This is a genomic window from Pseudomonas sp. GM21, from assembly GCF_000282215.1.
In the GTDB taxonomy this organism is placed as follows: Bacteria; Pseudomonadota; Gammaproteobacteria; order Pseudomonadales; family Pseudomonadaceae; genus Aquipseudomonas.
In genome coordinates, this window is sequence record NZ_AKJS01000018.1 from 1 (window position 1) to 24,988 (window position 24,988).

The 24,988-nt window shown below is 58.9% G+C and carries 23 protein-coding genes and 1 pseudogene; 17 read left to right on the forward strand and 7 right to left on the reverse strand.

The genetic code is table 11. The annotated features are described in order from the left end of the window. Positions 1-358, forward strand: a pseudogene (locus PMI22_RS24755) (DUF3142 domain-containing protein); the annotation flags it as partial. Continuing rightward, complete coding sequence (locus PMI22_RS24750; protein WP_007943344.1) at positions 345-2,462, forward strand: hypothetical protein; 2,118 nt, start codon at positions 345-347, stop codon at positions 2,460-2,462. The pseudogene PMI22_RS24755 and the gene PMI22_RS24750, both read left to right, overlap by 14 nt. 3 nt (positions 2,463-2,465) lie before the next feature. On the opposite strand, the gene PMI22_RS24745 is transcribed toward PMI22_RS24750, so the two are convergent. Next, entirely contained in the window at positions 2,466-3,095 is a 630-nt protein-coding gene (locus PMI22_RS24745) for a LysE family translocator (RefSeq protein ID WP_007943345.1), read from the reverse strand. A gap of 145 nt (positions 3,096-3,240) precedes the next feature. On the opposite strand from PMI22_RS24745, the gene PMI22_RS24740 reads away from it, so the two are divergent. Continuing rightward, positions 3,241-3,711, forward strand: coding sequence for an Lrp/AsnC family transcriptional regulator (locus tag PMI22_RS24740; protein WP_007943346.1), 471 nt, complete (start codon positions 3,241-3,243; stop codon positions 3,709-3,711). Positions 3,712-3,823: 112 nt separating this feature from the next. Here PMI22_RS24740 and lpdA read toward each other — a convergent pair whose 3' ends face one another. Further along, complete coding sequence (gene lpdA, locus PMI22_RS24735) at positions 3,824-5,224, reverse strand: dihydrolipoyl dehydrogenase (RefSeq protein WP_007943347.1); 1,401 nt, start codon at positions 5,222-5,224, stop codon at positions 3,824-3,826. 132 nt (positions 5,225-5,356) lie between these two features. Between lpdA and hflK (PMI22_RS24730) the strand changes: the two genes are divergently transcribed. The 8 genes from hflK (PMI22_RS24730) to cfaB all read left to right on the forward strand — a co-directional run bounded on the left by hflK (PMI22_RS24730) (position 5,357) and on the right by cfaB (position 14,643). Next, a complete protein-coding gene (hflK, locus tag PMI22_RS24730; RefSeq protein WP_007943348.1) occupies positions 5,357-7,315 on the forward strand; it encodes a protease modulator HflK in 1,959 nt (652 codons plus the stop codon). Beyond that, positions 7,312-8,343, forward strand: a complete 1,032-nt coding sequence (gene hflC, locus PMI22_RS24725; RefSeq protein WP_007943349.1) for a protease modulator HflC — start codon at positions 7,312-7,314, stop codon at positions 8,341-8,343. The genes hflK (PMI22_RS24730) and hflC overlap by 4 nt, the downstream gene beginning before the upstream one ends. Then, entirely contained in the window at positions 8,340-9,398 is a 1,059-nt protein-coding gene (hflK, locus tag PMI22_RS24720) for a protease modulator HflK (protein ID WP_007943351.1), read from the forward strand. The genes hflC and hflK (PMI22_RS24720) overlap by 4 nt, the downstream gene beginning before the upstream one ends. Next, positions 9,395-11,305, forward strand: a complete 1,911-nt coding sequence (locus tag PMI22_RS24715; RefSeq protein ID WP_007943352.1) for a cation-translocating P-type ATPase — start codon at positions 9,395-9,397, stop codon at positions 11,303-11,305. The genes hflK (PMI22_RS24720) and PMI22_RS24715 overlap by 4 nt, the downstream gene beginning before the upstream one ends. 118 nt (positions 11,306-11,423) lie before the next feature. Next, positions 11,424-11,678 carry a BufA2 family periplasmic bufferin-type metallophore gene (bufA2, locus tag PMI22_RS24710; protein WP_007943353.1) on the forward strand — a complete coding sequence of 85 codons (255 nt, stop codon included), beginning with the start codon at positions 11,424-11,426 and terminating at the stop codon, positions 11,676-11,678. A 68-nt stretch (positions 11,679-11,746) separates the two neighbouring features. Next, a complete protein-coding gene (gene bufB / locus PMI22_RS24705; RefSeq protein WP_007943354.1) occupies positions 11,747-12,592 on the forward strand; it encodes an MNIO family bufferin maturase in 846 nt (281 codons plus the stop codon). Then, positions 12,583-13,365 carry an HvfC/BufC N-terminal domain-containing protein gene (locus PMI22_RS24700; RefSeq protein WP_007943356.1) on the forward strand — a complete coding sequence of 261 codons (783 nt, stop codon included), beginning with the start codon at positions 12,583-12,585 and terminating at the stop codon, positions 13,363-13,365. Before bufB ends, PMI22_RS24700 begins: the two co-directional genes overlap by 10 nt. A gap of 90 nt (positions 13,366-13,455) precedes the next feature. Continuing rightward, positions 13,456-14,643: a C17 cyclopropane fatty acid synthase CfaB gene (cfaB, locus tag PMI22_RS24695; RefSeq protein ID WP_007943357.1), complete on the forward strand. Its 1,188-nt coding sequence runs from the start codon at positions 13,456-13,458 to the stop codon at positions 14,641-14,643. Here the strand turns inward: cfaB and cls are convergent. Further along, complete coding sequence (cls, locus tag PMI22_RS24690; protein WP_007943358.1) at positions 14,640-16,079, reverse strand: cardiolipin synthase; 1,440 nt, start codon at positions 16,077-16,079, stop codon at positions 14,640-14,642. The two genes, cfaB and cls, sit on opposite strands and share 4 nt — an antisense overlap. Positions 16,080-16,210: 131 nt before the next feature. On the opposite strand from cls, the gene PMI22_RS24685 reads away from it, so the two are divergent. Further along, entirely contained in the window at positions 16,211-16,732 is a 522-nt protein-coding gene (locus tag PMI22_RS24685) for a DUF3617 domain-containing protein (protein WP_007943359.1), read from the forward strand. 57 nt (positions 16,733-16,789) lie between these two features. Here the strand turns inward: PMI22_RS24685 and folE2 are convergent, their stop codons facing one another. Then, a complete protein-coding gene (folE2, locus tag PMI22_RS24680) occupies positions 16,790-17,689 on the reverse strand; it encodes a GTP cyclohydrolase FolE2 (protein WP_007943360.1) in 900 nt (299 codons plus the stop codon). Positions 17,690-17,798: 109 nt separating this feature from the next. Here folE2 and zigA point away from each other — a divergent pair, with 109 nt between their 5' ends. Beyond that, positions 17,799-19,007, forward strand: coding sequence for a zinc metallochaperone GTPase ZigA (gene zigA / locus PMI22_RS24675; protein WP_007943361.1), 1,209 nt, complete (start codon positions 17,799-17,801; stop codon positions 19,005-19,007). After that, positions 19,007-19,657, forward strand: coding sequence for a DUF1826 domain-containing protein (locus tag PMI22_RS24670; RefSeq protein ID WP_007943362.1), 651 nt, complete (start codon positions 19,007-19,009; stop codon positions 19,655-19,657). The genes zigA and PMI22_RS24670 overlap by 1 nt, the downstream gene beginning before the upstream one ends. A 4-nt stretch (positions 19,658-19,661) precedes the next feature. Here PMI22_RS24670 and PMI22_RS24665 read toward each other — a convergent pair whose 3' ends face one another. Next, positions 19,662-20,018 carry a hypothetical protein gene (locus PMI22_RS24665; protein ID WP_007943363.1) on the reverse strand — a complete coding sequence of 119 codons (357 nt, stop codon included), beginning with the start codon at positions 20,016-20,018 and terminating at the stop codon, positions 19,662-19,664. 27 nt (positions 20,019-20,045) lie between these two features. Here PMI22_RS24665 and PMI22_RS24660 point away from each other — a divergent pair, with 27 nt between their 5' ends. Beyond that, positions 20,046-21,011, forward strand: a complete 966-nt coding sequence (locus tag PMI22_RS24660) for a CobW family GTP-binding protein (RefSeq protein ID WP_007943364.1) — start codon at positions 20,046-20,048, stop codon at positions 21,009-21,011. Here PMI22_RS24660 and PMI22_RS24655 read toward each other — a convergent pair. Next, positions 21,008-21,421 (reverse strand): DUF3301 domain-containing protein, encoded by a 414-nt coding sequence (locus tag PMI22_RS24655; RefSeq protein ID WP_007943365.1) that lies wholly within the window; start codon positions 21,419-21,421, stop codon positions 21,008-21,010. The genes PMI22_RS24660 and PMI22_RS24655 overlap by 4 nt on opposite strands. 120 nt (positions 21,422-21,541) lie before the next feature. Between PMI22_RS24655 and pdxY the strand changes: the two genes are divergently transcribed. Then, positions 21,542-22,414 (forward strand): pyridoxal kinase PdxY, encoded by an 873-nt coding sequence (gene pdxY / locus PMI22_RS24650; protein ID WP_007943366.1) that lies wholly within the window; start codon positions 21,542-21,544, stop codon positions 22,412-22,414. 115 nt (positions 22,415-22,529) lie between these two features. On the opposite strand, the gene PMI22_RS24645 is transcribed toward pdxY, so the two are convergent. Then, a complete protein-coding gene (locus tag PMI22_RS24645; protein ID WP_007943367.1) occupies positions 22,530-23,012 on the reverse strand; it encodes an acyl-CoA thioesterase in 483 nt (160 codons plus the stop codon). A 201-nt stretch (positions 23,013-23,213) separates the two neighbouring features. Between PMI22_RS24645 and PMI22_RS24640 the strand changes: the two genes are divergently transcribed. Further along, complete coding sequence (locus tag PMI22_RS24640; RefSeq protein ID WP_007943368.1) at positions 23,214-24,977, forward strand: cation:proton antiporter; 1,764 nt, start codon at positions 23,214-23,216, stop codon at positions 24,975-24,977. Positions 24,978-24,988: the final 11 nt, after the last annotated feature.

Here is a 24,988-nt window from a genome sequence, read left to right on the forward strand (position 1 = left end):
CCCCCTGCCGCTGGCGGGCGACCGTCGAGCCTGGAGCCTGACAACGCTGGGCGCGGTGGCTCGCGGTGACGCGCTCGATAGTCGCTTGAGTGTGGAACTGAGTGCGCAAGACGGTCTCTATGACATCAGCCTCAGAAACCAGGGCAACCTCGACACTGCTTGGCCCGAACGCGTGACCCTGGCCGTACAGGGCTGTGAGGGGGTTGATGCGTTGGCCGGTTATGCATTGCAACAAAGCCCGGATCTGCTTACCTTCACCCGCCTTGGCGACGGCCGAATAGCCGCCGGTGGACAGCGAGCGGTCGGTTGGGCGCGCTGCACAAAAATTGATCAAGGAGGTTCGAATGTTCACCCGTAACTGGCCCCGTCATCTGCTCTGTTTGAGCCTCAGCTGGCCGCTGGGTGCGGCGCTGGCTTGCGGCCCGGACTTCCCGATGCGCTTGCTGGACAACCGTGGACAGTCGCTTGCGGAGCTGCCGGAAGGCAACTTTCAGTTCGAGGTCAATCGTCTCGGGCATGCGATCAAGGGGCTCAAGCATATTGCGCAGTCCCCCAACGGCATGGAGGCGGCTGAGTACCTGGAACAGCGAAACACCGCCGAGCAGGCCGGACTGACAGCGGAACAGCAAGCACTGGTGAAACAACTACGCAGCCTGACGGATGCCCATCAGGTCGAAGCGCAGGGCGCGAGCCTGCCGGCTGAGCTCACGCTGTATCTGGCGGGCGCTGCGGCGTTCAGTGCGGGTGATTATGGATTGGCCGCCGAATACTTTGAAAAAGTGCTGGCGCTGCCGGCCGATCAACGTGCCTTGCGCAGCACCTGGGCCGCGTATTCGCTGGGCCGGGCGTTATTTGCCATGAGTGCCGAGGCGGGCGCGTCGCCCGATCTGCTGGCGCAGGCGCGCAAGGCGTTCGAGCAGACCCGTCAGCTGAGCATCGACGACTTCAGCGACCCACTGGAACTGGGTGTCGCCAGCCTCGGTGAAGAAGCTCGTGTGGCCCGGACCGCCGGCGACTGGGACAGCGCCATCGAACTCTACGCCGCACAAAATCTCCACGGCTCGGCGGTGGGATACACCTCGTTGAAGCTGTTGATGGCGGATCTGTTGGCGATGCCGGACGATCAATTGAGCGCGCTGCTCAAGGATAAACCGGTGCAACAACTGGCGACCGCGTCCTTGATCAGCCGCCTGGGCTGGTCATTCGGTGAGCAACCGGCGAACGAGTTGAAACTGATCAAGCTGCTGCAAAGCAGCACGCGCGGTAGCCTGGATAACGCGGATCGACTGGCCGCGATGAACTATCAACAAGGCGATTACGCCAGCGCCAAGGCCTTCCTCGAACACGCCGGCGACGGCGGCCTGGCGTGGTGGTTGCGGGCGAAACTGGCGTTGCGCGATGGCGATAAAAACGCAGCGGCTGCGGCGTATGCCAAGGCGGCTCAGGCGTTCCCGCAGGATGAATCATGGGGTGATCGCCGGACACCGGACTACGACTATGAAACGCTTCAGCCCAAGTGCCGGGTCGAGGGTGAAAGTGCGATTCTGGCGCTGCAACGCGGGGATTACCTGCAAGCATTCGATCAGCTGTATCGCAGCCAGAGTATCTACTGGCTCGATGCCGCGACGGTGGCCGAGCGGGTGCTGACCGTCGATGAACTCAAGCATTACGTCGACACGCAGGTGCCCGCACCACCGCCGTTGAGCCAGCAGGATCGCGACAACTACGTGCCGCTTCCGGTGGCCGCCAAATTGCGCAATCTGCTCGGGCGCCGATTGCTGCGCGAAGAGCGCTACGACGAAGCGCTGACCTACTTCGACAATGCTGATCTACAGAAAAAAGCGCGGTTGTATGCGCAGCAACGTCAGCTGGCCGACGCCGCGTGGTGGCCGACCAAACGCGCTAGCGCTCTGTTCAATGCTGCCTGGACGGCGCGCGAGTGGGGAATGGACATTCTCGGTTACGAAATGACCCCGGACTATGCCACGTTTGGCGGCAACTACAGCCTCGAAAACACTGAGCTGAAGGTCGGGCCATTAGTCGCTGAAGGTGAAGTCCAGCGCCAGCAAGCCAGTGCCGCCAAACCCGATGTGCGCTATCACTATCGATTTGTGGCCACGGCATTGGCCAGTCGCGCCGCCGATAATTTGCCTCACACCAGCCAGGCCTTTGCGGCGGTACTGTGTGCGGCAGCGGGCTGGAACAGCAGCCTTGAAGAGCAAAGTGCGTTGTACCAGCGCTATGTGAAAGAAGGGCCTTATGTGGCGTGGGCCGTGGATTTTGGTCACCAGTGCCCTTATCCCGACTTTGAGAATGCCAGCAAACGTTATGTGACCCAGGCGACTGATGCGACGCGTGCGGTTCTGCGACCCTACAAGTGGCCGCTGCAGATTGGCGGTGTCATCGGCGTGACAGCCGTGGCGTTGCTGTTGATCAACCGTCGTCGCCGTCGGGCGCCATAAGGCTTACGCCTGTTGCACAAAGGTCAGCCGCACCGCGAAGCCGATCAACAGGCTGCCAAACAGCCACTGCTGAAGTCGCTGGGCCGAAGGACTGCGTTGCAGCCAACGGCCCAGCGCCGCACCGACCAGTGCATAGGCGCTGTCGAAGATGAAGCCGACACCGACCAGCACCACGCCCAGGATCGCGAATTGCCTGAGGACTGATCCTGCGTGTGGATCGATGAATTGTGGCAGCAGCACCGAACAGAACAACAACGCTTTGGGATTGAGCAAATTGGTGAGCAGGCCGCGCTGGATTGCCGCCGGCCATCGCGATTTCGCTGCCGTTGTGTCAGTGCCGTTCAGGTTCGGCAGCATCGTGGTGCGCAGGCATTGAATACCGATCCACAGCAGGTACGCGGCACCGGTCAGACGTACCACATCGAAGGTCCACGGCGCGGCTTTGAACAACGCCGCCAACCCCAACGCGGCCAACGCCACATGACAACCCCGGGCAATGCCCAGGCCGATTGCCGTTGCCAATGCAGCCCCTTTTCCCTGGCGGACGCCAGTTTGCAGCAACAGGATCATGTCGGGCCCTGGTAACAAATACACCACCGCCAACGCCATGAAAAACACCCAGAGTCCTGCCATGTTGCGCCCCTTTCGTTGTCGATTCGGTAAGGCCAGTCTAGGGCGCAAGGGCAGGGCAGGTGGTTGCGTAGTCAGCTTCTAAAGCGATGAGGATTGGCATAATCTGCCACTTCAAGACGATTGAACCATCAGGATCTGCCAAATCATGAAACTGGACGCCTACGACCGTAAAATCCTCGCTGCCCTGCAACGGGACGGTCGATTGAGCAATGTGCAACTGGCGGAAGAAATCGGCTTGTCCGCCTCACCCTGTTTGCGGCGGGTGCGGATGCTGGAAGAGGCCGGGGTGATTCGCGGCTATCAGGCCAATCTGGATCGTGACGAGGTAGGGCTCGGGCTGACGGTGTTTGTCGGGGTCAAAGTTGAACGTCATAACGACGAGCAAGCCGAAGCCTTTCGTGTGGCCGTGACGGCGCTGCCAGAAGTGATTTCGGCATTTCTGGTGTCCGGGGAATCGGATTTTCTACTGCAAGTCGTGGTGCCGGATTTACGCGGGTACGACCGTTTTCTCACGGAGCGGCTGCTGAAACTGCCGGGTGTGAGCGACATTCGCAGTAACTTTGCGATTCATACGGTGAAGGCACCGGGGGCGTTGCCGTTGGGGCACTTGCCTTAAACCGAGTAGGCCCCTTCGCGAGCAAGCCCGCTCCCACAGAACGACACAAATTAAATGTGGGAGCGAGCCTGCTCGCGAAGGCGGTAGACCGGATAACGAAAAACTTAAAGCCTTACATCTGCGTCGCCATCCCCTCCACATTCATCGCCGCCTGGCGCAACGCCTCGGACCGTGTGGGGTGTGGATGGCAAGTCAGCGCAATGTCCTCGGCCGAGGCGCTGAACTCCATTGCCACGCAATACTCGCCAATCATTTCACTGACGCTCGGGCCCACCAGGTGGACGCCGAGAATTTCATCGGTGCGTTCATCGGCCAGCACTTTGGCGAAGCCTTCGGTTTCGTGGTTGATCTTGGCCCGACTGTTGGCGGTGAATGGAAATTTACCGACCTTGTACGCGCGACCTTCGGCCTTGAGCTGCTCTTCTGTCTTGCCGACGCTGGCCAGTTCCGGTTTGGTGTAGACCACGCTAGGTATAAGGTTGTAATTCACTTCACCCGCCTTGCCGACGATCTGTTCAACGCAGGCCATGGCTTCGTCTTCCGCCTTGTGGGCGAGCATCGGCCCGGACGTGACATCGCCGATCACCCACACGCCCGCCGCTTCGGTGCGGTGCCCTTTGTTGGCGAGCATGCCGCGCTTGTCTGTGGCGAGGCCGACGTTTTCCAGGCCAAGACCTTTCGTATAAGGCCGGCGCCCGATGGACACCAACACGTAATCGGCCTCCAGCAACTCAGCGGTACCGCCTGCCGCCGGTTCAATGCTGAGCTGAACACCGCTCGCCGATGACGTGGCGTGGGTGACTTTCGAACTCAACTTGAAGGTGATGCCCTGTTTACTTAACGAGCGCTGAAGTGTTTTGCCGGCCTCAACATCCACACCCGGACAGATGCGATCGAGAAACTCGACGACCGTGACTTGAGCTCCCAGGCGCCGCCACACAGAGCCCAGCTCGAGGCCGATGACGCCGGCGCCGATCACCACCAGATGTTTTGGTACTTCGCTGAGCGACAGCGCGCCGGTGGAGTCGAGGATTCGGTGGTTATCGATGTCGACGCCCGGAAGGGGAGTGGGCTCGGAGCCGGTGGCGATGATGATGTCCTTGGCGCTCAGCCCGGTTTTGCCCCCAGCACTGTCGGTGACCGTGACTTTGCCAGGTCCGTCGATGTGGCCCCAGCCCTTGATCCAGTCGACTTTGTTTTTGCGAAACAGAAATTCGATGCCCTTGGTCAGCCCGGTAACGCTTTCATCCTTTTGCTTCATCATCTGAGCGAGGTTGAGGGTGGGTTTGACCTCGATGCCCAGGTTGGCGAATTCCGCGCCCATGGCCGCGTCGTAGAGTTCGGAGGCGTGCAACAGCGCCTTGGACGGCATGCAGCCGACGTTCAGGCACGTACCACCGAGGGTCGCGCGACCTTCGACGCATGCCGCTTTCAAACCCAGCTGGCCTGCGCGGATCGCTGCGTTATAACCGCCGGGGCCACCGCCCAGAATCACGACGTCGTAGCTGCTCATGGATGGACTCCTGAATTGAAGGGATCGGGCTGGTTAAAAGTAGTAGCTGAAAGGATTTAGAACAATAATTTCACCAATATTGTTATACCGTAACGAAATGCGGTGTCCGCGTTGAATAAACATTGGGGTGGTATGCAAGTCGATCTCGAAGTCGATGGCGCGCAGGTAGCAGGGTTGCCGCGCTTTCAGCAGGCGGTGTTTCAGGGGCGGCGATTGCGTCAGTTCGCCATTGGCCTGAGTACATTGGCAGCGGTCGGGCTGGTGTTGGCGTTATTTGTCGGATTGTTTGCGCCACAGTCGCTGTGGGGCGCATTGCTGGTAAATCAGAGCGCCGCTTTTCTGGTGCTGGTTGCCGGTCTGCAATCAGCCTGGTGGGCCACGCGGTGGCGTGCACAGACAATGAACCCGATGCCACCCGTGGTGGTCGTTGACGAAATTGTTGCGCCTGACGGTTGGTATGAGCGATTGCTGGATCGGCTCAGTCAGGGCTCGGTACGCATGCTGGGCCAGATCGGCGCGCCGACACTCTGGCTCGGCGGTTGGGCGCTGTTGACCTTGTTCAGCATCAGTCAGTTCTGGAACCTCGCGCTACCACCCGCAGCGCTGGGGTTATCGGCCAGTGTCGGCGCAGTGCTGGCATTGCTGTTGGCGTTTGGTCTGCTGGTCGTCGAGCGGCAACTGGCTCAGGAAAACGTCGCCCAATGGCCGGAAGCCGGAGCACTGGCGCAACTGACTCGGGTAACAATCATTTGCCTGGTGCTCGGCGCGTTGTGTCTGTTGTTCGCCAGCGAAACCTCGGTGTGGCCAGTGCGATTGGCGGTGCTGATCGGTTTACTGCCGGGGTTGGTCGCAGCCGAGTTGCTGTTGCGTGCGGTGTTGTCGCTGTTCAGTCCGCAGCGCCAACAACTCGAACCTGCGTTGCTGGCACGCAGTTTTATCGCCGACATGCTGCGCTGGCCGCCGCAACCGCTGCTCGCCTTGCAGCACGAATTGCACAATCGGTTCGGTATCGACTTGCGCCAGATCTGGGCCTTCACTTACATGCGTCGCGCATTTTTGCCGGTGCTGGCGGTGATTATTTTCGTCGGCTGGTCACTCACCGGGATCCACGAAATACCGTTGCAGGGGCGGGGTATCTACGAGCGTTTTGGCAAACCGGTGGAGGTGTTTGGTCCTGGTTTGCACGCCGGTTTGCCGTGGCCGTTGGGCCGCGTGTTGAAGGTCGAAAACGGCGTGGTTCACGAGTTGGCCACCAGCGTTGGCGAAGCCTCGGCACCGGTTGTGCCCGAGCCCGCCGAAGGCCCGGCACCGGCGATTGCCAATCGGTTATGGGACGCCAGTCATGTGAACGACAAATCCCAGGTCATCGCCAGCAGCCGCGCCGACAAGCAAAGCTTCCAGATCGTCAACATGGACGTGCGTTTCGTTTATCGAATCGGCCTGACCGATCAAGCGGCATTGGCGGCCACCTATAACAGTGCCGATGTACCGACACTGATTCGCAGCACCGCCAGCCGGATTCTGGTGCATGACTTCGCCTCGCGAACCCTTGATGGGTTGCTCGGCGAAGACCGGGTAGGGCTCGCTGATGAGATCGGCCGGGCGGTGCAGGCTGACCTGCAGAAACTCGACAGTGGCGTGGAAATTCTCGCCACTGTGGTGGAAGCGATTCATCCACCGGCCGGCGCTGCCAATGCTTACCACGGTGTGCAAGCGGCACAGATCGGCGCTCAAGCATTGATCTCGCGGGAACGCGGTGCTGCCGCCGAGGCGACCCATTTGGCACAACTGCAAGCGAGCATCACCCGTGATCAAGCGACCGCTAGCGCTCATGAAATCAACGCCACGGCCCAGGTGGCGGACCTGAAATTCAGCGCGGAGCAGAAAGCCTACGCCAGCGCCGGCCAGGCTTTTGTGCTGGAGCAATACCTCAGTCAACTGAGCCAGGGCCTGGCGAACGCCAAGCTGCTGATTCTTGATCATCGTCTGGGTGGCAGCAGCAATGCGCCGACCATCGACCTCCGTACTTTCACGCTGCCGGCTGATCCTGCGTCGCCGCGTACGAGCACCCAGCCAGGAGCTACCCATTGAGCCAGTCGCACTCACACGATCACGATGACCACGCTGGCCACGATCACGGGCATCGCCACGGTCACCACCATCATCACCACGGCGACCCACAAGAAGCCGGCCCGTTTCCCTGGCGGCGCATGGGCTGGGCAGCATTGCTCGTGGCGTTTGCCATCGCTGCCGCGAGCCTTGTTCAAGTGCGCTCGGGGGAGGCCACGGTCATCACACGTTTCGGCAATCCATCGCGGGTTTTGCTGGAGCCGGGTCTGGGCTGGCGCTGGCCGGCACCGTTTGAAGCGGCCATTCCTGTCGACTTGCGCCTGCGCACCACCTCCAGTGGTTTGCAGGATGTCGGCACCCGCGACGGTTTGCGCATCATCGTTCAGGCTTACGTGGCGTGGCAGGTGCAGGGCGATCCGGACAACGTGCAACGCTTCATGCGCGCGGTGCAGAATCAGCCGGATGAAGCGGCGCGGCAGATCCGCACCTTTGTCGGCTCTGCGCTGGAAACCACGGCCGCCAGTTTTGACTTGGCGAACCTGGTCAACACCGACGCTAATCAGGTTCACATTGCCGACTTTGAGGCGCAACTTCGTCATCAGATTGATCAGCAGTTGCTCACGACTTATGGCGTTCGCGTGCTGCAAGTTGGCATCGAGCGTCTGACCTTACCGTCGGTTACGCTGACCGCCACCGTCGATCGCATGCGCGCCGAGCGTGAAACAATCGCCACCGAACGCACCGCAATCGGCAAGCGTGAAGCTGCACAAATCCGTTCCGCCGCCGAGCGGGATGCGCGAATCGTGCAGGCCGATGCAACGGTCAAAGCCGCAGACATTGAAGCTCAATCGCGAGTTGAAGCGGCGCAAATTTACGGCCGTGCGTATGCCGGTTCGCCGCAGCTGTACAACCTGCTGCGCTCACTCGACACCTTGGGCACCATTGTTTCGCCGGGCACCAAACTGATTTTGCGCACCGATGCCGCGCCATTTCGGGTATTGGTTGACGGACCGCCGGCCCTCGAAATCAAGCTCGGGTCGCAGCCATGAGTTTAGTTCCACGTGGAACACACGAGTTAAGTAGCCCTTGGATTCAGGCCGGGCGCCTGGCATTTCTCGCGCTTTACGCCGTGACCATTCTGGCGGCGTTAGCTTGGGCATTCTCTAATGTGCGGCAGATTGATCCACAGAATCGCGCGGTGGTTTTACATTTTGGTGCGCTGAACCGCATCCAGAATGCCGGATTGTTGTTGGCATGGCCGCGACCTTTTGAGCAGGTGGTGCTACTGCCGGCGGCAGATCGGGTTATCGAGCGTCGAGTGGAAAGTCTCCTGCGCAGTGATGTTGCCTTGCAGGCTGATCGCGTTGCCACGTTTGCCACACCGCTCAGTGATGCACTCGCCGGTTCAGGTTATCTGCTGACGGGTGACGCCGGTGTGGTGCAACTTGATGTGCGGGTGTTCTACAAAGTCACCGAGCCGTATGCCTTCGTGCTGCAAGGTGAACATGTGCTGCCGGCGCTGGATCGGCTGGTCACCCGCAGCGCTGTGGCCCTGACCGCAGCGCGGGATCTGGACACTATTCTAGTGGCGCGTCCGGAACTGATCGGTGCTGACAATCAGGCTGCCGAGCGCCGTGAACGTCTGCGAGGTGATTTGGTGCAAAGCATCAATCAACGTTTGGCCGAGCTGACAGCAACAGGGCAGGGGCTGGGTATCGAAGTCGCCCGAGTCGATGTGCAATCGAGCCTGCCCGGTCCCGCGGTGAACGCTTTCAACGCGGTATTGACCGCGAGTCAGCAGGCCGACAAAGCCGTGGCCAACGCGCGTACCGAAGCCGAGAAGGCGACCCAGGCCGCCAACGAACAAGCAGATCGAACACTGCAAGTGGCCCATGCCCAAGCCAGCGAACGCCTGGCGAAAGCGTCTGCCGACACCGCTACCGTACTGAGCCTGGCCAAGGCGCAACAGCAGGGCACCGACCCGCAAATGCTGCTGCGTATTTACCGTGAGCGGATGCCGAAGATTCTCCGCCAAGCCGGTTCCGTGACCACCGTCAATCCGAAAGACGATTCCCGCCTGATCATTCAGGGAGCAGCCCAATGACCGCGCACACCGCCGCCACATCAAGCCTGTTGTCCTCGGCCGAGCAACGCAGCGCCGCTCGGCAATTAACGCTGGCCATGCTCGCCCTGGGCCTCCTCGGACTTGGACTGGTCTGGCGCTGGCTGTCGCCGGAGCAGGCCGGTGTCAGTCAATTACTGCTCGGGTTTGCGTCGCTGCTGGTGGCCGTGCCGGTAATGCGTTCCGCGTGGTACAGCCTGCGCTATCCGAGCTTGCACGGGATCACAGACCAGTTGATCGCGCTCGCCATGCTCGGTGCCTGGGCCACGGGTGATTTGCTGACGGCTGCGTTGCTGCCGATCATCATGATCTTCGGCCACGTGCTGGAAGAGCGCAGCGTGATCGGTTCTCAGGAAGCGATTTCCGCACTCGGCAAACTCACCCGCAGTCATGCGCGCAAGGTTCAGGCGGATGGCTCGATCCTCGAAGTCGACAACAGCACCCTCAAGGCCGGTGACTTGGTCGAGGTCCGTGCCGGTGATCGCGTGCCGGCGGACGGCCGGGTGATGTCCGGTCAAGCGAGCCTCGATACCGCTTCCATTACCGGTGAGTCGGTGCCGATGGAAGCCGGTGTTGGCATGTCGGTATTCGGAGGGGCGATCAACCTCGATGGGCGTCTTCGCATTGAAGTAACCCGCACCGGCAACGAATCGACCCTGGGCAAAGTCATTGCTCTGATGCAAAGTGCCGAGCGCTCAAAGCCGCCGATCACTCGTTTGCTGGAACGTTACGCCGGCAGCTACATGGTGTTGGTGTTGTTGCTGGCCGCGGTGACGTGGTTCGTCACCAATGATGCCCAGGCGATGCTCGCGGTGCTGGTCGCGGCGTGTCCTTGTGCGCTGGTGCTGTCGGCGCCGGCGACGGCCATTGCCGGGGTGGCGGTGGCTGCGCGACACGGCATTCTGATCCGCAGTTCGGCGTTTCTTGAAGAACTGGCAGACCTGACGTCATTAGTGGTGGATAAAACCGGCACGCTGACGTTTGGCACCTTGCGCTTGCAGTCCATCGACAGTCCGCTGGAAGACCGCAGTCACGTCCTGAAACTGGCCGCCAGCCTCGGTTCGGCCAGCAGTCATCCAGTCAGTCGTGCGCTGGCGGGATTGGTCACACAGGAGCATTTTTTGCTGCTGTCAGACATCCACGAACGTCAAGGCTTGGGCGTAGTGGCCATGACGGAGCAGGGCGAGGCCGCACTGGGTCGCCCGGAGTTGTTCGCACAATTGGGCATTGCGACGTCGACAGTTCCTGAACACGACGGTCCGATTGCCGGGCTGGCGCTGGATGGTGAATTTCTCGCTTGGTTATTGCTGGCTGACAGTGTCAAACCCGAGGCGCGATTTGCCCTGAGTGAGCTGCGGGAGCTCGGTCTGGGTCGGCAATTGCTGCTGACCGGTGATCGGCAGAGCGTCGCGCACACGCTGGCACGCGATGTCGGGATCAGCGATGTCGAAGCGCAGGCGTTGCCTGAGGACAAGCTCAATCGAGTGCTCAAGGAAATCGGCAGCGGCTTCCGGCCCATGGTGGTCGGGGACGGGATCAACGACTCACTGGCGCTCAAGGCCGGTGTCGTGGGTGTCGCAATGGGCGCGGGTGGGGCAGACATCGCATTGGCCTCGGCCGACATCGTGTTGATCGGCAGTGACCTGCGCCGGCTCGGCACCTGTGTGCGTCTGAGTCGTCAATGTCGTCAGACCTTGCAGGTCAATGTGATCATTGGATTGGGCTGGACATTGGCAATTGTTGCCTTCGCCGCTTTTGGCTGGCTCGGCGCGGCAGGGGCGATGATCGCCGCGTTGCTGCATAACTTCAGCACGTTGCTGGTGCTGGGCAACGCCGGGCGTTTGTTGCGGTTTCAGGAGCCTTTGCTCAAGCTCAAGGAAGACAGTTGAGCGAGTCGAAAATTTTTTGCCTGCCTCTGTAACGCCGTTGGGGCAGCACGCTCTAGTGCTGTGTCGGGACTGAACAACGTTCCAGCCGACAAACCTGAAGATTACAGAGGAAACACAAATGAATTTCAAATCCGCTACCGCTGGTGCCGCTCTCGCTATCGCCGCTGCCACCCTGTTTGCCGGTGTTGCGACTCAAGCTCAGGCGGCCGACGCTGCTCAGGTTCACTGCTACGGCGTGACTTCGTGCAAAGGTATGAACGATTGCAAAACCGCAGAAAACGCCTGTAAGGGACAGGCAGTTTGCAAAGGTCACGGATTCAAGGCGATGACTCAGGCTGAATGTGTGAAAGCCGGTGGCAAGGTCGGCGAATAACCGACCACCGCTTGGCGCCGCAGTGGTTTCCCCCTCGCCACTGCGGCCATTTTGCGAGGAGTCCGCAAATGTCTGCATCCCTTCCTTATCTGGGCTATGGCCTGGGTCTGCGCAGTGCTTATTACCAACAAATTCTTGATCAGTCGCCGGCCGTGGACTGGTTCGAAGTCGTCTCCGAAAATTTCATGGTGCAGGGCGGCAAAGCCCTCTACTACCTTGACGCCATCGCCGAGCGTTATCCGCTGGTGATGCATGGTGTGTCGTTGTCCATCGGCGGGCCTCATGCATTGGATCCGGGCTATTTGCAACAACTCAGACTGTTGGCTGATCGAGTAAAACCGGCGTGGATTTCCGATCACTTGTGCTGGAGCCGCGGCAACGCCCATCAGCTCCATGATCTGCTGCCATTACCGTACACCGAAGAAAGCCTTCATTACGTCGCGGACCGAGTGCGTCAGGTGCAAGACGTTTTGCAGCGTCCACTGGTGTTGGAGAATGTCTCCAGTTATGTGCGCAGCGCTGGCGATGATTTCAGCGAGTGGGGGTTTCTTGACGCCCTGAGTCGGCTGAGCGATTGCGAGTTGCTGTTGGACGTCAATAATGTCTATGTCAGCTCACGTAATCATGGGTTCGATCCCTGGACATTCATTCAAGGATTGCCAGCGAACAAGATCCGCCAACTTCACTTGGCGGGCCACAGCGATTACGGGGATTACGTCATCGACACCCATGACCATCCAGTCAGCGATCCGGTCTGGGCGCTCTATGAACGGACCCTCGATTACCTCGGCCCGGTCGCTACGCTGCTGGAGCGCGATGACCATTTACCGCCGTTTGAAGAACTGCTCACTGAACTTAAAAAAGCCCGGGAGTTGGGTGAGGGCGTGCTGTCCCGGAGACAGAAATGCGCCTGAACGACTGGCAACTGGCTTTTGAACGCTACCTGTTGGGAGAGCCGTCGACGGCTGATGTCGAGCTCTCATCAAACCTAATCGGCGGCCCGACGCTGGATATCAGTACCGGGCTGGCGATTTATCACAATGCCTATCAAGCGCGGCTACAGGAAGTTCTACGTGGCGACTATCCGGCGATCTTGAACTGGCTGGGTGACGACGAGTTTGAAGAACTCGCCGCGGCTTACTTGCGTCAGAACCCCTCAGCTCATTACAGTCTTCGTTGGCTTGGCAAAGGCTTGGAGGCTTTCATTCGTCAACATTTGGTGCCGGAACAAAGTGCGCCATTGGCCGAATTGGCGGCACTGGAGTGGGCTTTCACGCTGGCATTCGATGCACCAACAGGAACGCTGCTGACGATGCAGGACATGGCGACTCTGGCACCAGAAGACTGGCCGACGCTGCAAGTCAGCCCCAGTCCTTCGCTGCAATGGCTGGAGTGTTGCTTTAACAGTGTGGCGCTTTGGCGATCGGTAAAGGATGAAACGCAGTTTCCCGGCAGTACGGCACTCGACGGTTCCCACGTTGTGGTGATTAGTCGAAATGAGCTCGTTTGCCAGTATCGAAGCCTGGAGCCTATAGAGGCCAAAGCTCTAAAAGGCATGTTTGAGTGGGACTGGAACTTCGCTGAACTGTGCTCTGAATTGACAGTCTTCTATGGAGAGGGCGCACCACTTCAAGCTGTGACCTGGCTTAAGCAGTGGATTCACGATGGCTGGTTACAGCGTCGCTGAATTACAGAAAGCGGCTATTAATTCGCTAGCCAGCTTATTTTTCGGGATGGTCTACCCTCACATCAGACGTCTGAAACAAGGGGATAGTCTATGCTCGCGCACCTTCCACCGGCCTTACAGAATCTGCAGTTACCGCTACGCCTGCGACTCTGGGACGGCCATGAACTCGATCTGGGACCGACGCCCAGCGTCACGATTGTGGTCAAGGATCCACAAATGGTTTCCCAGTTCACCCATCCAAGCCTGGTCGCGCTCGGAGCAGCTTTTGTCGAAGGCAAACTTGAGCTGGAAGGTTCCATCAGCGACGTCATCCGCGTCTGCGATGAATGGAGCCAGGCGATGCTGGACGAGAACGACGACGATCAACCCGTTCGTACCGCCCACGACAAAGAAACCGACGCCAAGGCCATCTCCTACCATTACGACCTTTCCAACGCGTTCTATCAGCTGTGGCTCGACAGCGACATGGCTTATTCCTGCGCGTATTTCGAGACCGGCAGTGAAACCCTGGAACAGGCTCAGCAGGCCAAATTCCGCCACTTGTGTCGCAAGTTGCGCTTGCAGCCCGGTGAATATTTGCTGGACGTCGGTTGCGGTTGGGGTGGGCTGGCGCGGTATGCGGCGCGGGAGTTTGGCGCGAAGGTGTTTGGCATTACGCTGAGCAAAGAGCAACTCGCCCTGGCCCGTGAACGGGTGAAAGAGGAAGGTCTGGAAGATCTGGTCGAATTGCAATTACTCGACTACCGCGATCTGCCTCAAGACGGGCGCTTCGACAAAGTCGTCAGTGTGGGCATGTTCGAACATGTGGGCCACGCCAACCTGGCCGAGTACTGCAAAACCTTGTTTGGCGCAGTGAAAGAGGGTGGCCTGGTGATGAACCACGGGATTACCGCCAAACACATCGATGGTCGTCCTGTTGGACGCGGTGCTGGCGAGTTCATTGGGCACTATGTATTCCCCAACGGCGAACTGCCGCACCTGTCGATGATCGCTGCCGAAATCAGTGACGTGGGGCTGGAGATCGTCGACGTCGAGAGCCTGCGCCTGCATTACGCGCGTACGCTGGACCACTGGAGCGAACGCCTCGAAGACAATCTGGAAGCGGCGTCCAGGCAAGTTCCAGCGCAAACCCTGAGGATCTGGCGGCTGTACCTGGCGGGATGCGCCTATGCGTTTGCCAGGGGCTGGATCAACCTGCACCAGATCCTGGCAGTCAAAGCCCATCCCGATGGCAGCCATGAGCTGCCATGGACACGCGACGACATCTATAACCCTTAAAGAATCGGTGAAATAAGCCGGGCGACCCGCATGCCGAATTGCTGCACGCGGCGGGTCTCTCGGCCTTCGTCTTTGGCGATTTCATGCGACTGAGCGAAGTCATCGTTGAGCATCTGTTCCACCTCGGCAGCGAATACGCTGTCGACCGTCAGCAACATCACTTCGAAGTTGAGCCGGAACGAGCGGTTGTCCATGTTGGCACTGCCGATGGCGCTGATTTCGCTGTCGATCAACACCACTTTCTGATGCACGAAACCGGGTTCATAGCGAAAAACCCGGACACCGGCGCGGACAGCCTCGAAGGCGTACAGACTGGAGGCGGCGTAGACGATCCGGTGATCCGGACGTGACGGCAGTAACAATCGCACATCAACACCTCGCATTACCGCGAGCCTGAGTGCCGCAAATACCGCTTCGTCGGGGATGAAATAGGGAGTGGTGATCCACACGCGCTCAGTCGCGGCATGGATGGCTTCAACGAAGAACAACGCACAGGTTTCGAAGGAGTCCGCCGGACCGCTCGCCAAAAATTGGCACAGCACACCGTCGTCGGGATACTCATCCGGCAGGATCAATGGCGGCAATGATCGTGCAGCCCAGAACCAGTCTTCGGCAAACGACTCCTGCATACAGGCCACCACCGGTCCGCGTACGCGAACATGAGTATCTCGCCACGGCGCCAGGGGTGGTTTCTCACCCATGTATTCGTCGCCGACGTTATGCCCGCCCACGAAGCCCAGCACCCCATCGACTACCACGATCTTGCGATGGTTGCGGAAGTTGACCTGGAAGCGGTTGAGCCAGCCACTTCGGGTGGCGAACGCTTTGACTTCAACACCGGCATCGCGCAACGGTTGTACGTAACTCCTGGGCAGGGCGTGGCTGCCAATGCGGTCATAAAGCAGGTACACAGCGACGCCTTCGGCGGCTTTTTTCAGCAACAGATTGTGCAGGCGCTGGCCGAGCCGGTCATCGTGGATGATAAAAAACTGAACCAGCACGGCTACTTTTGCATGGCTGATGGCTTCGAAAATCGAATCAAATGTGGCTTGGCCATCGATCAACAAGTGCACTTCGTTGTTCGCCAGACACGGCATGCGACCCAACTTGGGCATAGCCCGCAACGACGAGTAAGCATTGGAAGCACGAGCGGTCAGTGCCTCCTCGACCCAAGGACGCCAGTTGAGTTCGGAGACGGCTTTGCGCATTTCTTCGTTGGCCTGACGCCGGGCCTTGATGTAACCATCGAAGGTACTGCTACCGAAGATCAGGTATGGAATGAGAGTGAGGTACGGCATAAACACCAATGAAAGCGCCCAGGCGATCGATCCCTGAGCGGTGCGTACGTTGAGCACGGCGTGGATGGCCGCGATCGTGCCCAGCGAGTGAAGCAGTGCAATGGTGTAGCCGAAAATGTGTGGTCCGAAGTAATCCATGGGGCAACCCTGCTCCTGAAGATTCAGTGCTTAACAGACCATGTTCCGTGCAAAATGTCGCTATTTAATTGGCCCATGAACCGAAACCTAAGGTTAGCGTCTAACGGCCACTACTGATCAGGAGTTACTCGATGAACGTTCGTCTGCTGGGTTTGGCCATGGCTATTGGCTTGTCACTTCCTGTGGCGGCTCACGCACAGATGTTGCAACCCGGGTTGTGGGAGTTGACCACAAGCAACATGAAGGTCGATGACCAGAATCTACCGGACTTGCAACTGATCCTCGGTCAGCTGCAGAGCCAGATGACCCCGGAACAGCGCGCGCAACTGGAGAAGCAGGGCATCACCATGGGCGGCAAAGGGATTCGGGCTTGCCTGACGCCGCAACAAGTGCAGACCGACGACATTCCACTGACGGACCCGCAGTCGGGCTGCAAACAGGAAGTCACTGACCGCACCGGCAACCAGTGGAAGTTCCGTTTCAGCTGTCCGAAAGCGCAGGGGACCGGAGTTGCCACGTTCCTCAGTGACCGCGAGTTCACGACCAAGGTCAACGGCACCTTCAATGCCACGGGCATCCAGCAAAAGGGTAGTCTGGAAAGCCGCGCCGTGTGGCTGGGGCAGGATTGCGGAACGGTCAAGCCGAGAGCCTAAGCTCTTCGCCGTGGCACCCGCTTCCAGCATGATCATGTGGGAGCGGGACTGATTGATCTACTGAAACGCCTCCCGGTTCCACCGGCTTTCGGCGACCCCATCGTGGGCGTGAAGGCTTTCGGCGTGGACCACGCGAATGTGGAAGGCGGCGATATCGGCGCTGCGTTTCAGGGCGACGTTCAGACGTCGCGCGGCGTCTTCGCAAAACATCAGATTCTGACCATTGGCCAAAGCAAAAGCCTGTTCATCGGCGCGCTTTACTGCGGTTTGTACAGCGGTGCCGAGTGCCGCTTCAGCCTCGTTGATGAGTGCAATCAGCGGCAGGTCATCCACCTGATTGTCCAGACGCAAGCACAAATGTGCGGTGCTGCGTTGACTATGGGGCGTCGCAATGATGCCTTTTGGCGAACCAAGCCAGGCTAAGACTTCTGCGTGGTGCAGTGACTTGTTGGCAAAGTCATCGACGAATTGCTGCTGAATCAACTGTCGGGACAATGCCGCTGAGCAGGGACAAGTCGAGGAATAAGCAACCTCTATTTTTAGTTCCACGTGGAACATCGCATTTTTCAAACTCACTTCAATGCTCACTGGATAAGTTTTCCATCCTGCCAGCGGGCTTATTAGCGCCGGCCTTTTGAGCAGTAAATCGGCGTGAATTTTTAAATAAGCGCTGTGGGACAGTCCTTCATGACTGTCGAGAAAACTTTGCAGGACTCGTCGTAGCAGCGTCGGCGTCAGGTTTTCCTGCTCAAGCATTTCCAGCGCCAGATACAAACGTGACATATGGATCCCGCGAGCCTCTTCATCGTCGAGGCTCACACCCGCGTCTGCTGTTGCACTGAGCCGTTGGCCTTCAAGCAGAACAGGGAGGGCAATGCCGCACATACCCACCCAGTCGAGTGGCAAGGCTTGGCGAGAGGCTTGCACGGCGATATCCGGCAAAGTGAGCGCGTTCATCGGCAGGTCCATCGTGAGAGTCTGGAGAAAAGTGGCTTGAATGTGTTGTTATACTATAACATCAATCAAGCCCGCCTCTGCAATCGGGCGCCCCATTGAGGAATTGCTGATGCCCAATCGTCTCCCCGTGACCGTCCTGTCGGGCTTTCTCGGCGCCGGAAAAAGTACGTTGCTCAACTACGTCCTGCGTAATCGCGACAACCTGCGGGTCGCCGTGATCGTCAACGATATGAGTGAAATCAACATCGATGGCAGTGAAGTCCAGCGGGATGTCAGCCTGAATCGAGCAGAAGAAAAGCTCATCGAAATGAGCAACGGCTGCATTTGCTGCACTTTGCGCGAAGACTTGCTCGAAGAAGTCAGCAAGCTCGCCAGGGACGGACGTTTTGACTACCTGTTGATCGAATCCACGGGCATCTCCGAGCCGCTGCCCGTGGCGGAAACCTTCACCTTTCGTGATGAAGAAGGGCAAAGCCTGGCTGACCTCGCACGCCTCGATACCCTGGTCACCGTGGTGGATGGCGTGAACTTTCTGCTCGATTATCAGGCCGCCGAAAGCCTCAGCACACGTGGTGAAACGCTGGACGAGGAGGACGACCGTTCGATCACTGATCTATTGATCGAACAGGTCGAGTTCGCCGACGTCATCTTGATCAGCAAGATCGATTTGATCAGCAGCTGCGAGCGCCAGGAGTTGATCGCGATTCTTCAACGCCTCAACGCACAAGCAGACATTATTCCGATGGTCATGGGCGTCGTGCCCCTGGAAAAAATCCTGAATACCGGGCGCTTTGACTTTGATAAGGCTGCTCAGGCCCCTGGCTGGTTACAGGAAATGCGTGGCGAGCACATACCGGAAACCGATGAATACGGCATCGCCTCGACCGTTTACCGAGCCCGTCGTCCGTTTCATCCGCAGCGCTTTTTCAGCTTCATCGACCGCCCCTGGGTGAATGGAAAGCTGCTGCGTTCCAAAGGTTTTTTCTGGCTGGCCAACAAGCGCATGGACGCTGGCAGCTGGTCCCAGGCGGGTGGCTTGATGCGCCATGGCTTCGCCGGGCGTTGGTGGCGTTTTGTGCCGAAAAGCCAATGGCCGCAGGATGAAGAAAGCACGGCCGGGATCATGCAGAACTGGACTGCCGCCACCGGCGATTGCCGCCAGGAATTGGTGTTCATCGGCCAGAACATAGACTTCGCCCAGCTCACCGCCGAACTCGACGATTGCCTGCTGACGGATGCGGAAATGGCATTGGGGGCCGAGGGCTGGCGATTGCTGCCAGATCCGTTTGGGCCCTGGCATGAAGGGGAAGTGGCCTGATGCGGGTGCCGAATCTGAAACAGCGCTCTGTCGTTCATCCCGTTCAGGGAGAGACGCTGCAAACGTTAACCCGTATCCTCGATGACGATGTAAACCTCGCCATTTGGCAGCGCCAACTTCCGGTACAGATCGTCGATTTCGGCCGGTTGCTACTGTCCCTGAACAAGCCGTTGGCCGAGTCGCTGGTCCTGGAACTGCCCAGCGATGTCACCGAACCCGATCTTCAGGGGTTGGCCTCAGGTTTCAGTGATCTGGAAGGCTATGAGGGCTTCATTGCCGACGTGTCCTGGCTGGTCAGCGCATTCGCCTGCCTTCTGGGCGCCAAACGCGTCGGCCTGCGTTTGCGGGCGCTGGACAGGGCCATGTGCCCGCGTTTCCACGTCGATCATGTGCCGGTGCGGTTGATCACTACGTATTCTGGTATCGGCAGTCAGTGGCTGCGAGAGGGCGTTATGGATCGTCGCCAATTGGGCAAGCCTGAGGCCGAGCCTCTACAGGATTCGATGATCGAGCAAATCGACAGTGGGGACGTGGCTCTGTTCAAAGGCGAGAGATGGCATGGCAACGAAGGTTTTGGCCTGATCCACCGCTCGCCCCAACCTGCAGCGGGTGAGCGTCGCTTGATCCTGACACTCGATTGGCTCGCATAACAGCTCAAGGTTTGAGCCAGTTGCCTTGACTCTGCGTTTCGCAAAACGGCTTCAAATACGCCGCGTCGGTGGCCACGCCGTAATAGTGAATGTCCTGCCGGTAAGGCATATTGGCGACTTGAGCGTTGCTGCACACCCCGAACGCACCGGTTGGGCAATCGTCAACGTACTGCACGTCGACGGTCTGCCCAGTCAGATTGGGCTGGCAGAAGCCGTCGGCGAAGAGCTTTTCCGGGATGTTGCGGTTTTGCTGGCATACTTTCACGTCCAATCTTGCGGCTGTGGTATGTACCACGCAAGCCTGGGCAAGCACCTCGCCGGAACACGTGGCCAGCAGTAACGAAAATCCCATCAACCGCATTTTTTACCTCCTCAGAAAACGCCGACCATGTTGCAGAACATTCCCACGCACGTCATTGCGGGCCCACTGGGCGCTGGCAAAACCAGTCTGATCAAGCACCTGTTGACGCAGCGGCCGGTCGGCGAACGCTGGGCGGTGCTGATCAACGAATTCGGCCAGATCGGCTTGGATGCTGCGTTGCTGACGCAGGATGCCGATGGTATCGCACTGGGTGAAGTGGCCGGCGGCTGTTTGTGTTGCGTCAATGGCGCACCGTTTCAGATCGGGCTCGGGCGGTTATTGCGCAAGGCAAAGCCGGACCGACTGTTCATCGAACCGTCAGGTCTGGGGCATCCGGCCCGATTGCTTGAACAGTTGAATGAGGCACCCTGGGTCGGTGTACTGTCGGTACAACCCTGTGTACTGGTCCTGGATGCCCAATCGCTCGCTGCCGGCAAACCGCTTCCTGCGGCACAACAGGAGACGTTGAACAGTGCCGGTTTGTTGGTGTTGAACAAGGCGGAAGGTCTCGACATGGACGATCGCCAGCGAATTGCCGCGCAGTTACCTCCTCGTCCGTTGTATTGGACGCAGCAAGCTTTATTGCCATTGAACGAATTGCCAGGAGTCCAGGCTCGGGCCGTAGCGGGTATGGATAACTTCATCGTGCCCAAGGGCCTGGCCCAGATGCCGGCCATCTGGACCAATCCCTCACTGCCGATTTGCTTGAGCCAGGAACAGGAAGGGGGGTGGAGTATCGGTTGGCGTTGGCATCCGAGCCAGACGTTCGATGTGGCGCTCATCGTCCAATGGCTTGAAAGCCTTTGCTGGCGGCGGGCCAAGCTGGTTATCCACAGTGCTGACGGTTGGGTTTCGGCCAATGCGCTGGATAATTCGGAACTGGAATGGAAGCCCAGCGAATGGCGTCAGGATTCACGGATAGAGCTGATTTTCAGCCAGCCGCAGGAGGTTGATTCATTGCAAAGAGTTCTGGCCGACTGCCGATCAAGTTAAGGGCGCCACTTGGTGTGTTCTTGTCGCCACTGGCTCAACTCGATCACCTCGGCGCGGGGCTTCATGACATCGCCGACCGCGGGCGTGTCGTCGAACGGCATCGGGTAGGGCGCCAGTTCGATCTGTGCACTGTGGGCGCCGAATTGGGTGATGGTGCCGTTGTGGCGGGTTTCGCCGGTCACAGTGAATTCAAAGTTGTACACGCGGGCCAGGCGCCGCCGGCCGTTGGCGTCTTTGATGACCGCAATTTTTTTGAGCGCCACGTTGCCGTCCAGCAACTCGATGCCGAGCTTGGCACAATGCTGCTTGACCCGCTCCAGCGCACGCTCGCGCAAGCCGTGGTTGTGCCACAACCACGCACCACCGGTGGCGAGCAGCATCAGCACGAAGATATTTCCGAGAGTCAGCATTAACAGGTTGCTCCAACTAGATGGTGTCAGCTTAACTGCGTCGCCGGTCTGTCGTACAGGCTGCGTTTCGTCGCATACTGCGCGGCTCGAATTTCAATCGTTTGACGGAAAACTCACCGCATGAAACGTACGCCCCATCTGCTCGCCATTCAGTCCCACGTGGTGTTCGGCCACGCTGGCAACAGCGCCGCGGTTTTCCCGATGCAGCGGGTCGGGGTGAATGTCTGGCCGCTCAATACCGTGCAGTTCTCCAACCACACGCAGTACGGCCAGTGGACGGGTGAAGTGCTGTCACCGCATCAAATCCCTGATTTGGTCGAAGGAATTGCGGCGATTGGCGAGTTGGGCAACTGCGATGCGGTGCTGTCCGGTTATCTCGGCAGTGCGGCTCAGGGCCGAGCGATCCTGACGGGTGTGGCGCGGATCAAGTCGGTGAACCCCAAGGCGCTGTATTTGTGCGACCCGGTGATGGGCCATCCCGAGAAAGGCTGTAGCGTGCCGGCCGAAGTCAGCGATTTCCTGCTGGAAGAGGCGGCATCGGTGGCTGACTTCATGTGTCCGAACCAGTTGGAACTGGACAGCTTCTCGGGGCGTAAACCTCGGTCGTTGTTCGATTGCCTGGCCATGGCGCGGGCGCTGTTGGCACGTGGGCCGAAGGCGGTATTGGTCAAGCATTTGGACTATCCGGGCAAACCGGCGGATGGCTTCGAGATGTTACTGGTGACCGCTGAAGGCAACTGGCATCTGCGTCGGCCGCTATTGGCGTTTCCGCGTCAGCCGGTGGGCGTGGGCGACCTGACGTCCGGGTTGTTTCTGGCGCGTGTGTTGTTGGGCGACAGCCTGGTCGCCGCCTTCGAGTTTGCGGCGTCGGCGGTGCATGAAGTGCTGCTGGAGACTCAGGCCTGTGCCAGCTATGAGCTGGAACTGGTGCGGGCGCAGGACCGGATTGCGCATCCGCGGGTGCGATTCGAAGCGACTTCGATCAGCCTTTAATCTTGCGGGGCCCCAATCGCGAACAGGCTCGCTCCCACACTGAATGTGTGAACAACACAGATCAAGTGTAGGAGTGAGCCTGCTCGCGACGGCTATCTAACGCCGGTTACAGATCTCAGGCATCACCCTTGATTTCCTGATAGCGCTTTTCCAGTTCCTGACGAATCTGCCGACGTTGCTGTGCCTGAATGAAGCGGCGTTTTTCTTCGCTGTTATGCGGTTGCAGCGGCGGGACGGCAGCGGGCTTGCGGTTGTCATCCACCGCGACCATGGTGAAAAAGCAGCTATTGGTGTGGCGCACCGAGCGCTCGCGGATGTTCTCGGTCACGACCTTGATGCCCACCTCCATGGAGGTGTTGCCGGTGTAATTGACCGAAGCCAGAAAGGTCACCAGTTCGCCGACATGAATCGGCTCGCGGAAAATCACCTGGTCTACCGACAGGGTCACCACGTAGCGACCGGCATAACGGCTGGCGCATGCATATGCGACTTCGTCGAGGTATTTAAGCAAGGTGCCGCCGTGGACATTGCCAGAGAAGTTGGCCATGTCGGGGGTCATCAATACTGTCATCGACAGTTGTGCGTTTCCGGGTTCCATAGCGTTCTCACGGTTCAAGGCGCAATTTCAGGGGCGCACCTCTGCGGGTGCCTTGTCGGCTTTTTCAAACCAACAGTTATCGGGACGCCGGGCAGTGGGTTGCCGTCACGCCCGGATCGATCTGTTTCCATATATTGCACCGCCTTTGCAGCGCAAGTCGTGGTGTTAACCTCCCAACGTCCCTCTTGAGGAGCCCACGCCATGCATGCCATCAGTTTCATTCAGGATTTGGCAGTGATCATGTTGATCGCGGGCGTGGTGACGGTGCTGTTCCATCGCTTCAAACAGCCGGTGGTGCTGGGCTACATCGTCGCCGGTTTCATCATCGGCCCTCACACACCGCCGTTCGCACTGATTCACGATGAAGAAACCATCAAGACCCTCGCGGAACTCGGGGTGATCTTCCTGATGTTCTGCCTTGGTCTGGAGTTCAGTCTGCGCAAGTTGTTCAAGGTCGGCGCCACGGCGTTTATCGCGGCGTTCCTGGAAATCGTGCTGATGATCTGGATCGGCTACGAGATCGGTCGCTGGTTTGATTGGAACACCATGGACTCGCTGTTCCTCGGTGCGATCCTGGCAATTTCCTCGACCACCATCATCGTCAAGGCGCTCAATGATCTGAAAATGAAAAACGAGCGCTTCGCGCAACTGATCTTTGGTGTGCTGATCGTCGAGGACATCCTTGGTATCGGCATCATCGCGTTGCTGTCGAGCATCGCGGTCAGCGGCACGGTCAGCTCCGGCGAAGTGTTTTCCACGGTCGGCAAGCTTTCGCTGTTCATGATTGTCGCGCTGGTCATCGGGATTTTGCTGGTGCCACGGCTGCTGGCTTACGTGGCCAGGTTTGAAAGCAACGAGATGCTGCTGATCACCGTGCTGGGGCTGTGTTTCGGTTTCTGTCTGCTGGTGGTGAGGCTGGAATACAGCATGGTACTCGGCGCGTTCCTGATTGGCGCGATCATGGCTGAGTCTCGGCAACTGTTGAAAATAGAGCGTTTGATTGAACCGGTTCGAGATCTTTTCAGCGCAATCTTTTTCGTTGCCATCGGCCTGATGCTGGATCCGATGATCCTGCTGCAATATGCCTGGCCGATTGCCGTGATCACGGTGGCGGTGGTGCTCGGCAAGATGCTGTCATGCGGTCTTGGCGCCTTTATCGCCGGCAATGATGGACGGACCTCATTGCGTGTGGGGATGGGCCTTTCGCAGATCGGCGAGTTTTCTTTCATCATCGCTGCGTTGGGCATGACGCTGCAGGTTACCAGCAACTTCCTTTATCCGGTCGCCGTGGCTGTTTCGGTGATTACCACGCTGCTGACGCCGTACTTGATCCGTGCGGCCGATCCGCTGTCGATCAAGCTTGCCGGCGTGATGCCGCAACGACTGGGCAGGGTTTTGGGAATGTACGGCGAATGGTTACGCAGTATTCAACCGCAAGGCGAGGGGGCGCTGCTGGCGTCGATGATTCGGCGGATTTTGTTGCAGGTGGGGGTCAATCTGGCGTTGGTCATTGCGATTTTTTTCTCGGGCGCGTATTTCGCCGGGCGTATGTCCGCCTGGCTGCAAGGCTGGATCATCGATCCGAGTTGGCAGAAAGCATTGATTTGGGGTGGGGCGCTGCTGGTGTCACTGCCGTTCCTGATCGCCGCCTACCGCAAGCTCAAGGCGCTGTCGTTGCTATTGGCAGAGATGGGCGTGAAGCCGGAGATGGCTGGCCGTCACACGCAGCGAGTACGTCGGGTGATCGCCGAAGTGATTCCGATCCTCTCGCTGCTGGTGATTTTCCTGCTACTGGCAGCCCTGTCGGCCAGTATTCTGCCCACCAGCAAGCTGCTGGTATTGATCATCGTGGTCGCTGCCGCTGTCGCGGCCTTGCTCTGGCGCTGGTTCATCCGCGTGCATACGCGGATGCAGGTGGCCTTGCTCGAAACCCTGGATAACCACAACGATGCATCTGGTCACTGACATTGCGCTTG

Excerpts from the sequence above, each read along its gene's own strand:
- PMI22_RS24750 (WP_007943344.1), top strand. The coding sequence starts at position 345 with ATGTTCACCCGTAACTGGCCCCGTCATCTGCTCTGTTTGAGCCTCAGC.
- PMI22_RS24745 (WP_007943345.1), bottom strand. The coding sequence starts at position 3,095 with ATGGCAGGACTCTGGGTGTTTTTCATGGCGTTGGCGGTGGTGTATTTG.
- PMI22_RS24740 (WP_007943346.1), top strand. The coding sequence starts at position 3,241 with ATGAAACTGGACGCCTACGACCGTAAAATCCTCGCTGCCCTGCAACGG.
- lpdA (WP_007943347.1), bottom strand. The coding sequence starts at position 5,224 with ATGAGCAGCTACGACGTCGTGATTCTGGGCGGTGGCCCCGGCGGTTAT.
- hflK (WP_007943348.1), top strand. The coding sequence starts at position 5,357 with ATGCAAGTCGATCTCGAAGTCGATGGCGCGCAGGTAGCAGGGTTGCCG.
- hflK (WP_007943351.1), top strand. The coding sequence starts at position 8,340 with ATGAGTTTAGTTCCACGTGGAACACACGAGTTAAGTAGCCCTTGGATT.
- PMI22_RS24715 (WP_007943352.1), top strand. The coding sequence starts at position 9,395 with ATGACCGCGCACACCGCCGCCACATCAAGCCTGTTGTCCTCGGCCGAG.
- bufA2 (WP_007943353.1), top strand. The coding sequence starts at position 11,424 with ATGAATTTCAAATCCGCTACCGCTGGTGCCGCTCTCGCTATCGCCGCT.
- bufB (WP_007943354.1), top strand. The coding sequence starts at position 11,747 with ATGTCTGCATCCCTTCCTTATCTGGGCTATGGCCTGGGTCTGCGCAGT.
- PMI22_RS24700 (WP_007943356.1), top strand. The coding sequence starts at position 12,583 with ATGCGCCTGAACGACTGGCAACTGGCTTTTGAACGCTACCTGTTGGGA.
- cfaB (WP_007943357.1), top strand. The coding sequence starts at position 13,456 with ATGCTCGCGCACCTTCCACCGGCCTTACAGAATCTGCAGTTACCGCTA.
- cls (WP_007943358.1), bottom strand. The coding sequence starts at position 16,079 with ATGGATTACTTCGGACCACACATTTTCGGCTACACCATTGCACTGCTT.
- PMI22_RS24685 (WP_007943359.1), top strand. The coding sequence starts at position 16,211 with ATGAACGTTCGTCTGCTGGGTTTGGCCATGGCTATTGGCTTGTCACTT.
- folE2 (WP_007943360.1), bottom strand. The coding sequence starts at position 17,689 with ATGAACGCGCTCACTTTGCCGGATATCGCCGTGCAAGCCTCTCGCCAA.
- zigA (WP_007943361.1), top strand. The coding sequence starts at position 17,799 with ATGCCCAATCGTCTCCCCGTGACCGTCCTGTCGGGCTTTCTCGGCGCC.
- PMI22_RS24670 (WP_007943362.1), top strand. The coding sequence starts at position 19,007 with ATGCGGGTGCCGAATCTGAAACAGCGCTCTGTCGTTCATCCCGTTCAG.
- PMI22_RS24665 (WP_007943363.1), bottom strand. The coding sequence starts at position 20,018 with ATGCGGTTGATGGGATTTTCGTTACTGCTGGCCACGTGTTCCGGCGAG.
- PMI22_RS24660 (WP_007943364.1), top strand. The coding sequence starts at position 20,046 with ATGTTGCAGAACATTCCCACGCACGTCATTGCGGGCCCACTGGGCGCT.
- PMI22_RS24655 (WP_007943365.1), bottom strand. The coding sequence starts at position 21,421 with ATGCTGACTCTCGGAAATATCTTCGTGCTGATGCTGCTCGCCACCGGT.
- pdxY (WP_007943366.1), top strand. The coding sequence starts at position 21,542 with ATGAAACGTACGCCCCATCTGCTCGCCATTCAGTCCCACGTGGTGTTC.
- PMI22_RS24645 (WP_007943367.1), bottom strand. The coding sequence starts at position 23,012 with ATGGAACCCGGAAACGCACAACTGTCGATGACAGTATTGATGACCCCC.
- PMI22_RS24640 (WP_007943368.1), top strand. The coding sequence starts at position 23,214 with ATGCATGCCATCAGTTTCATTCAGGATTTGGCAGTGATCATGTTGATC.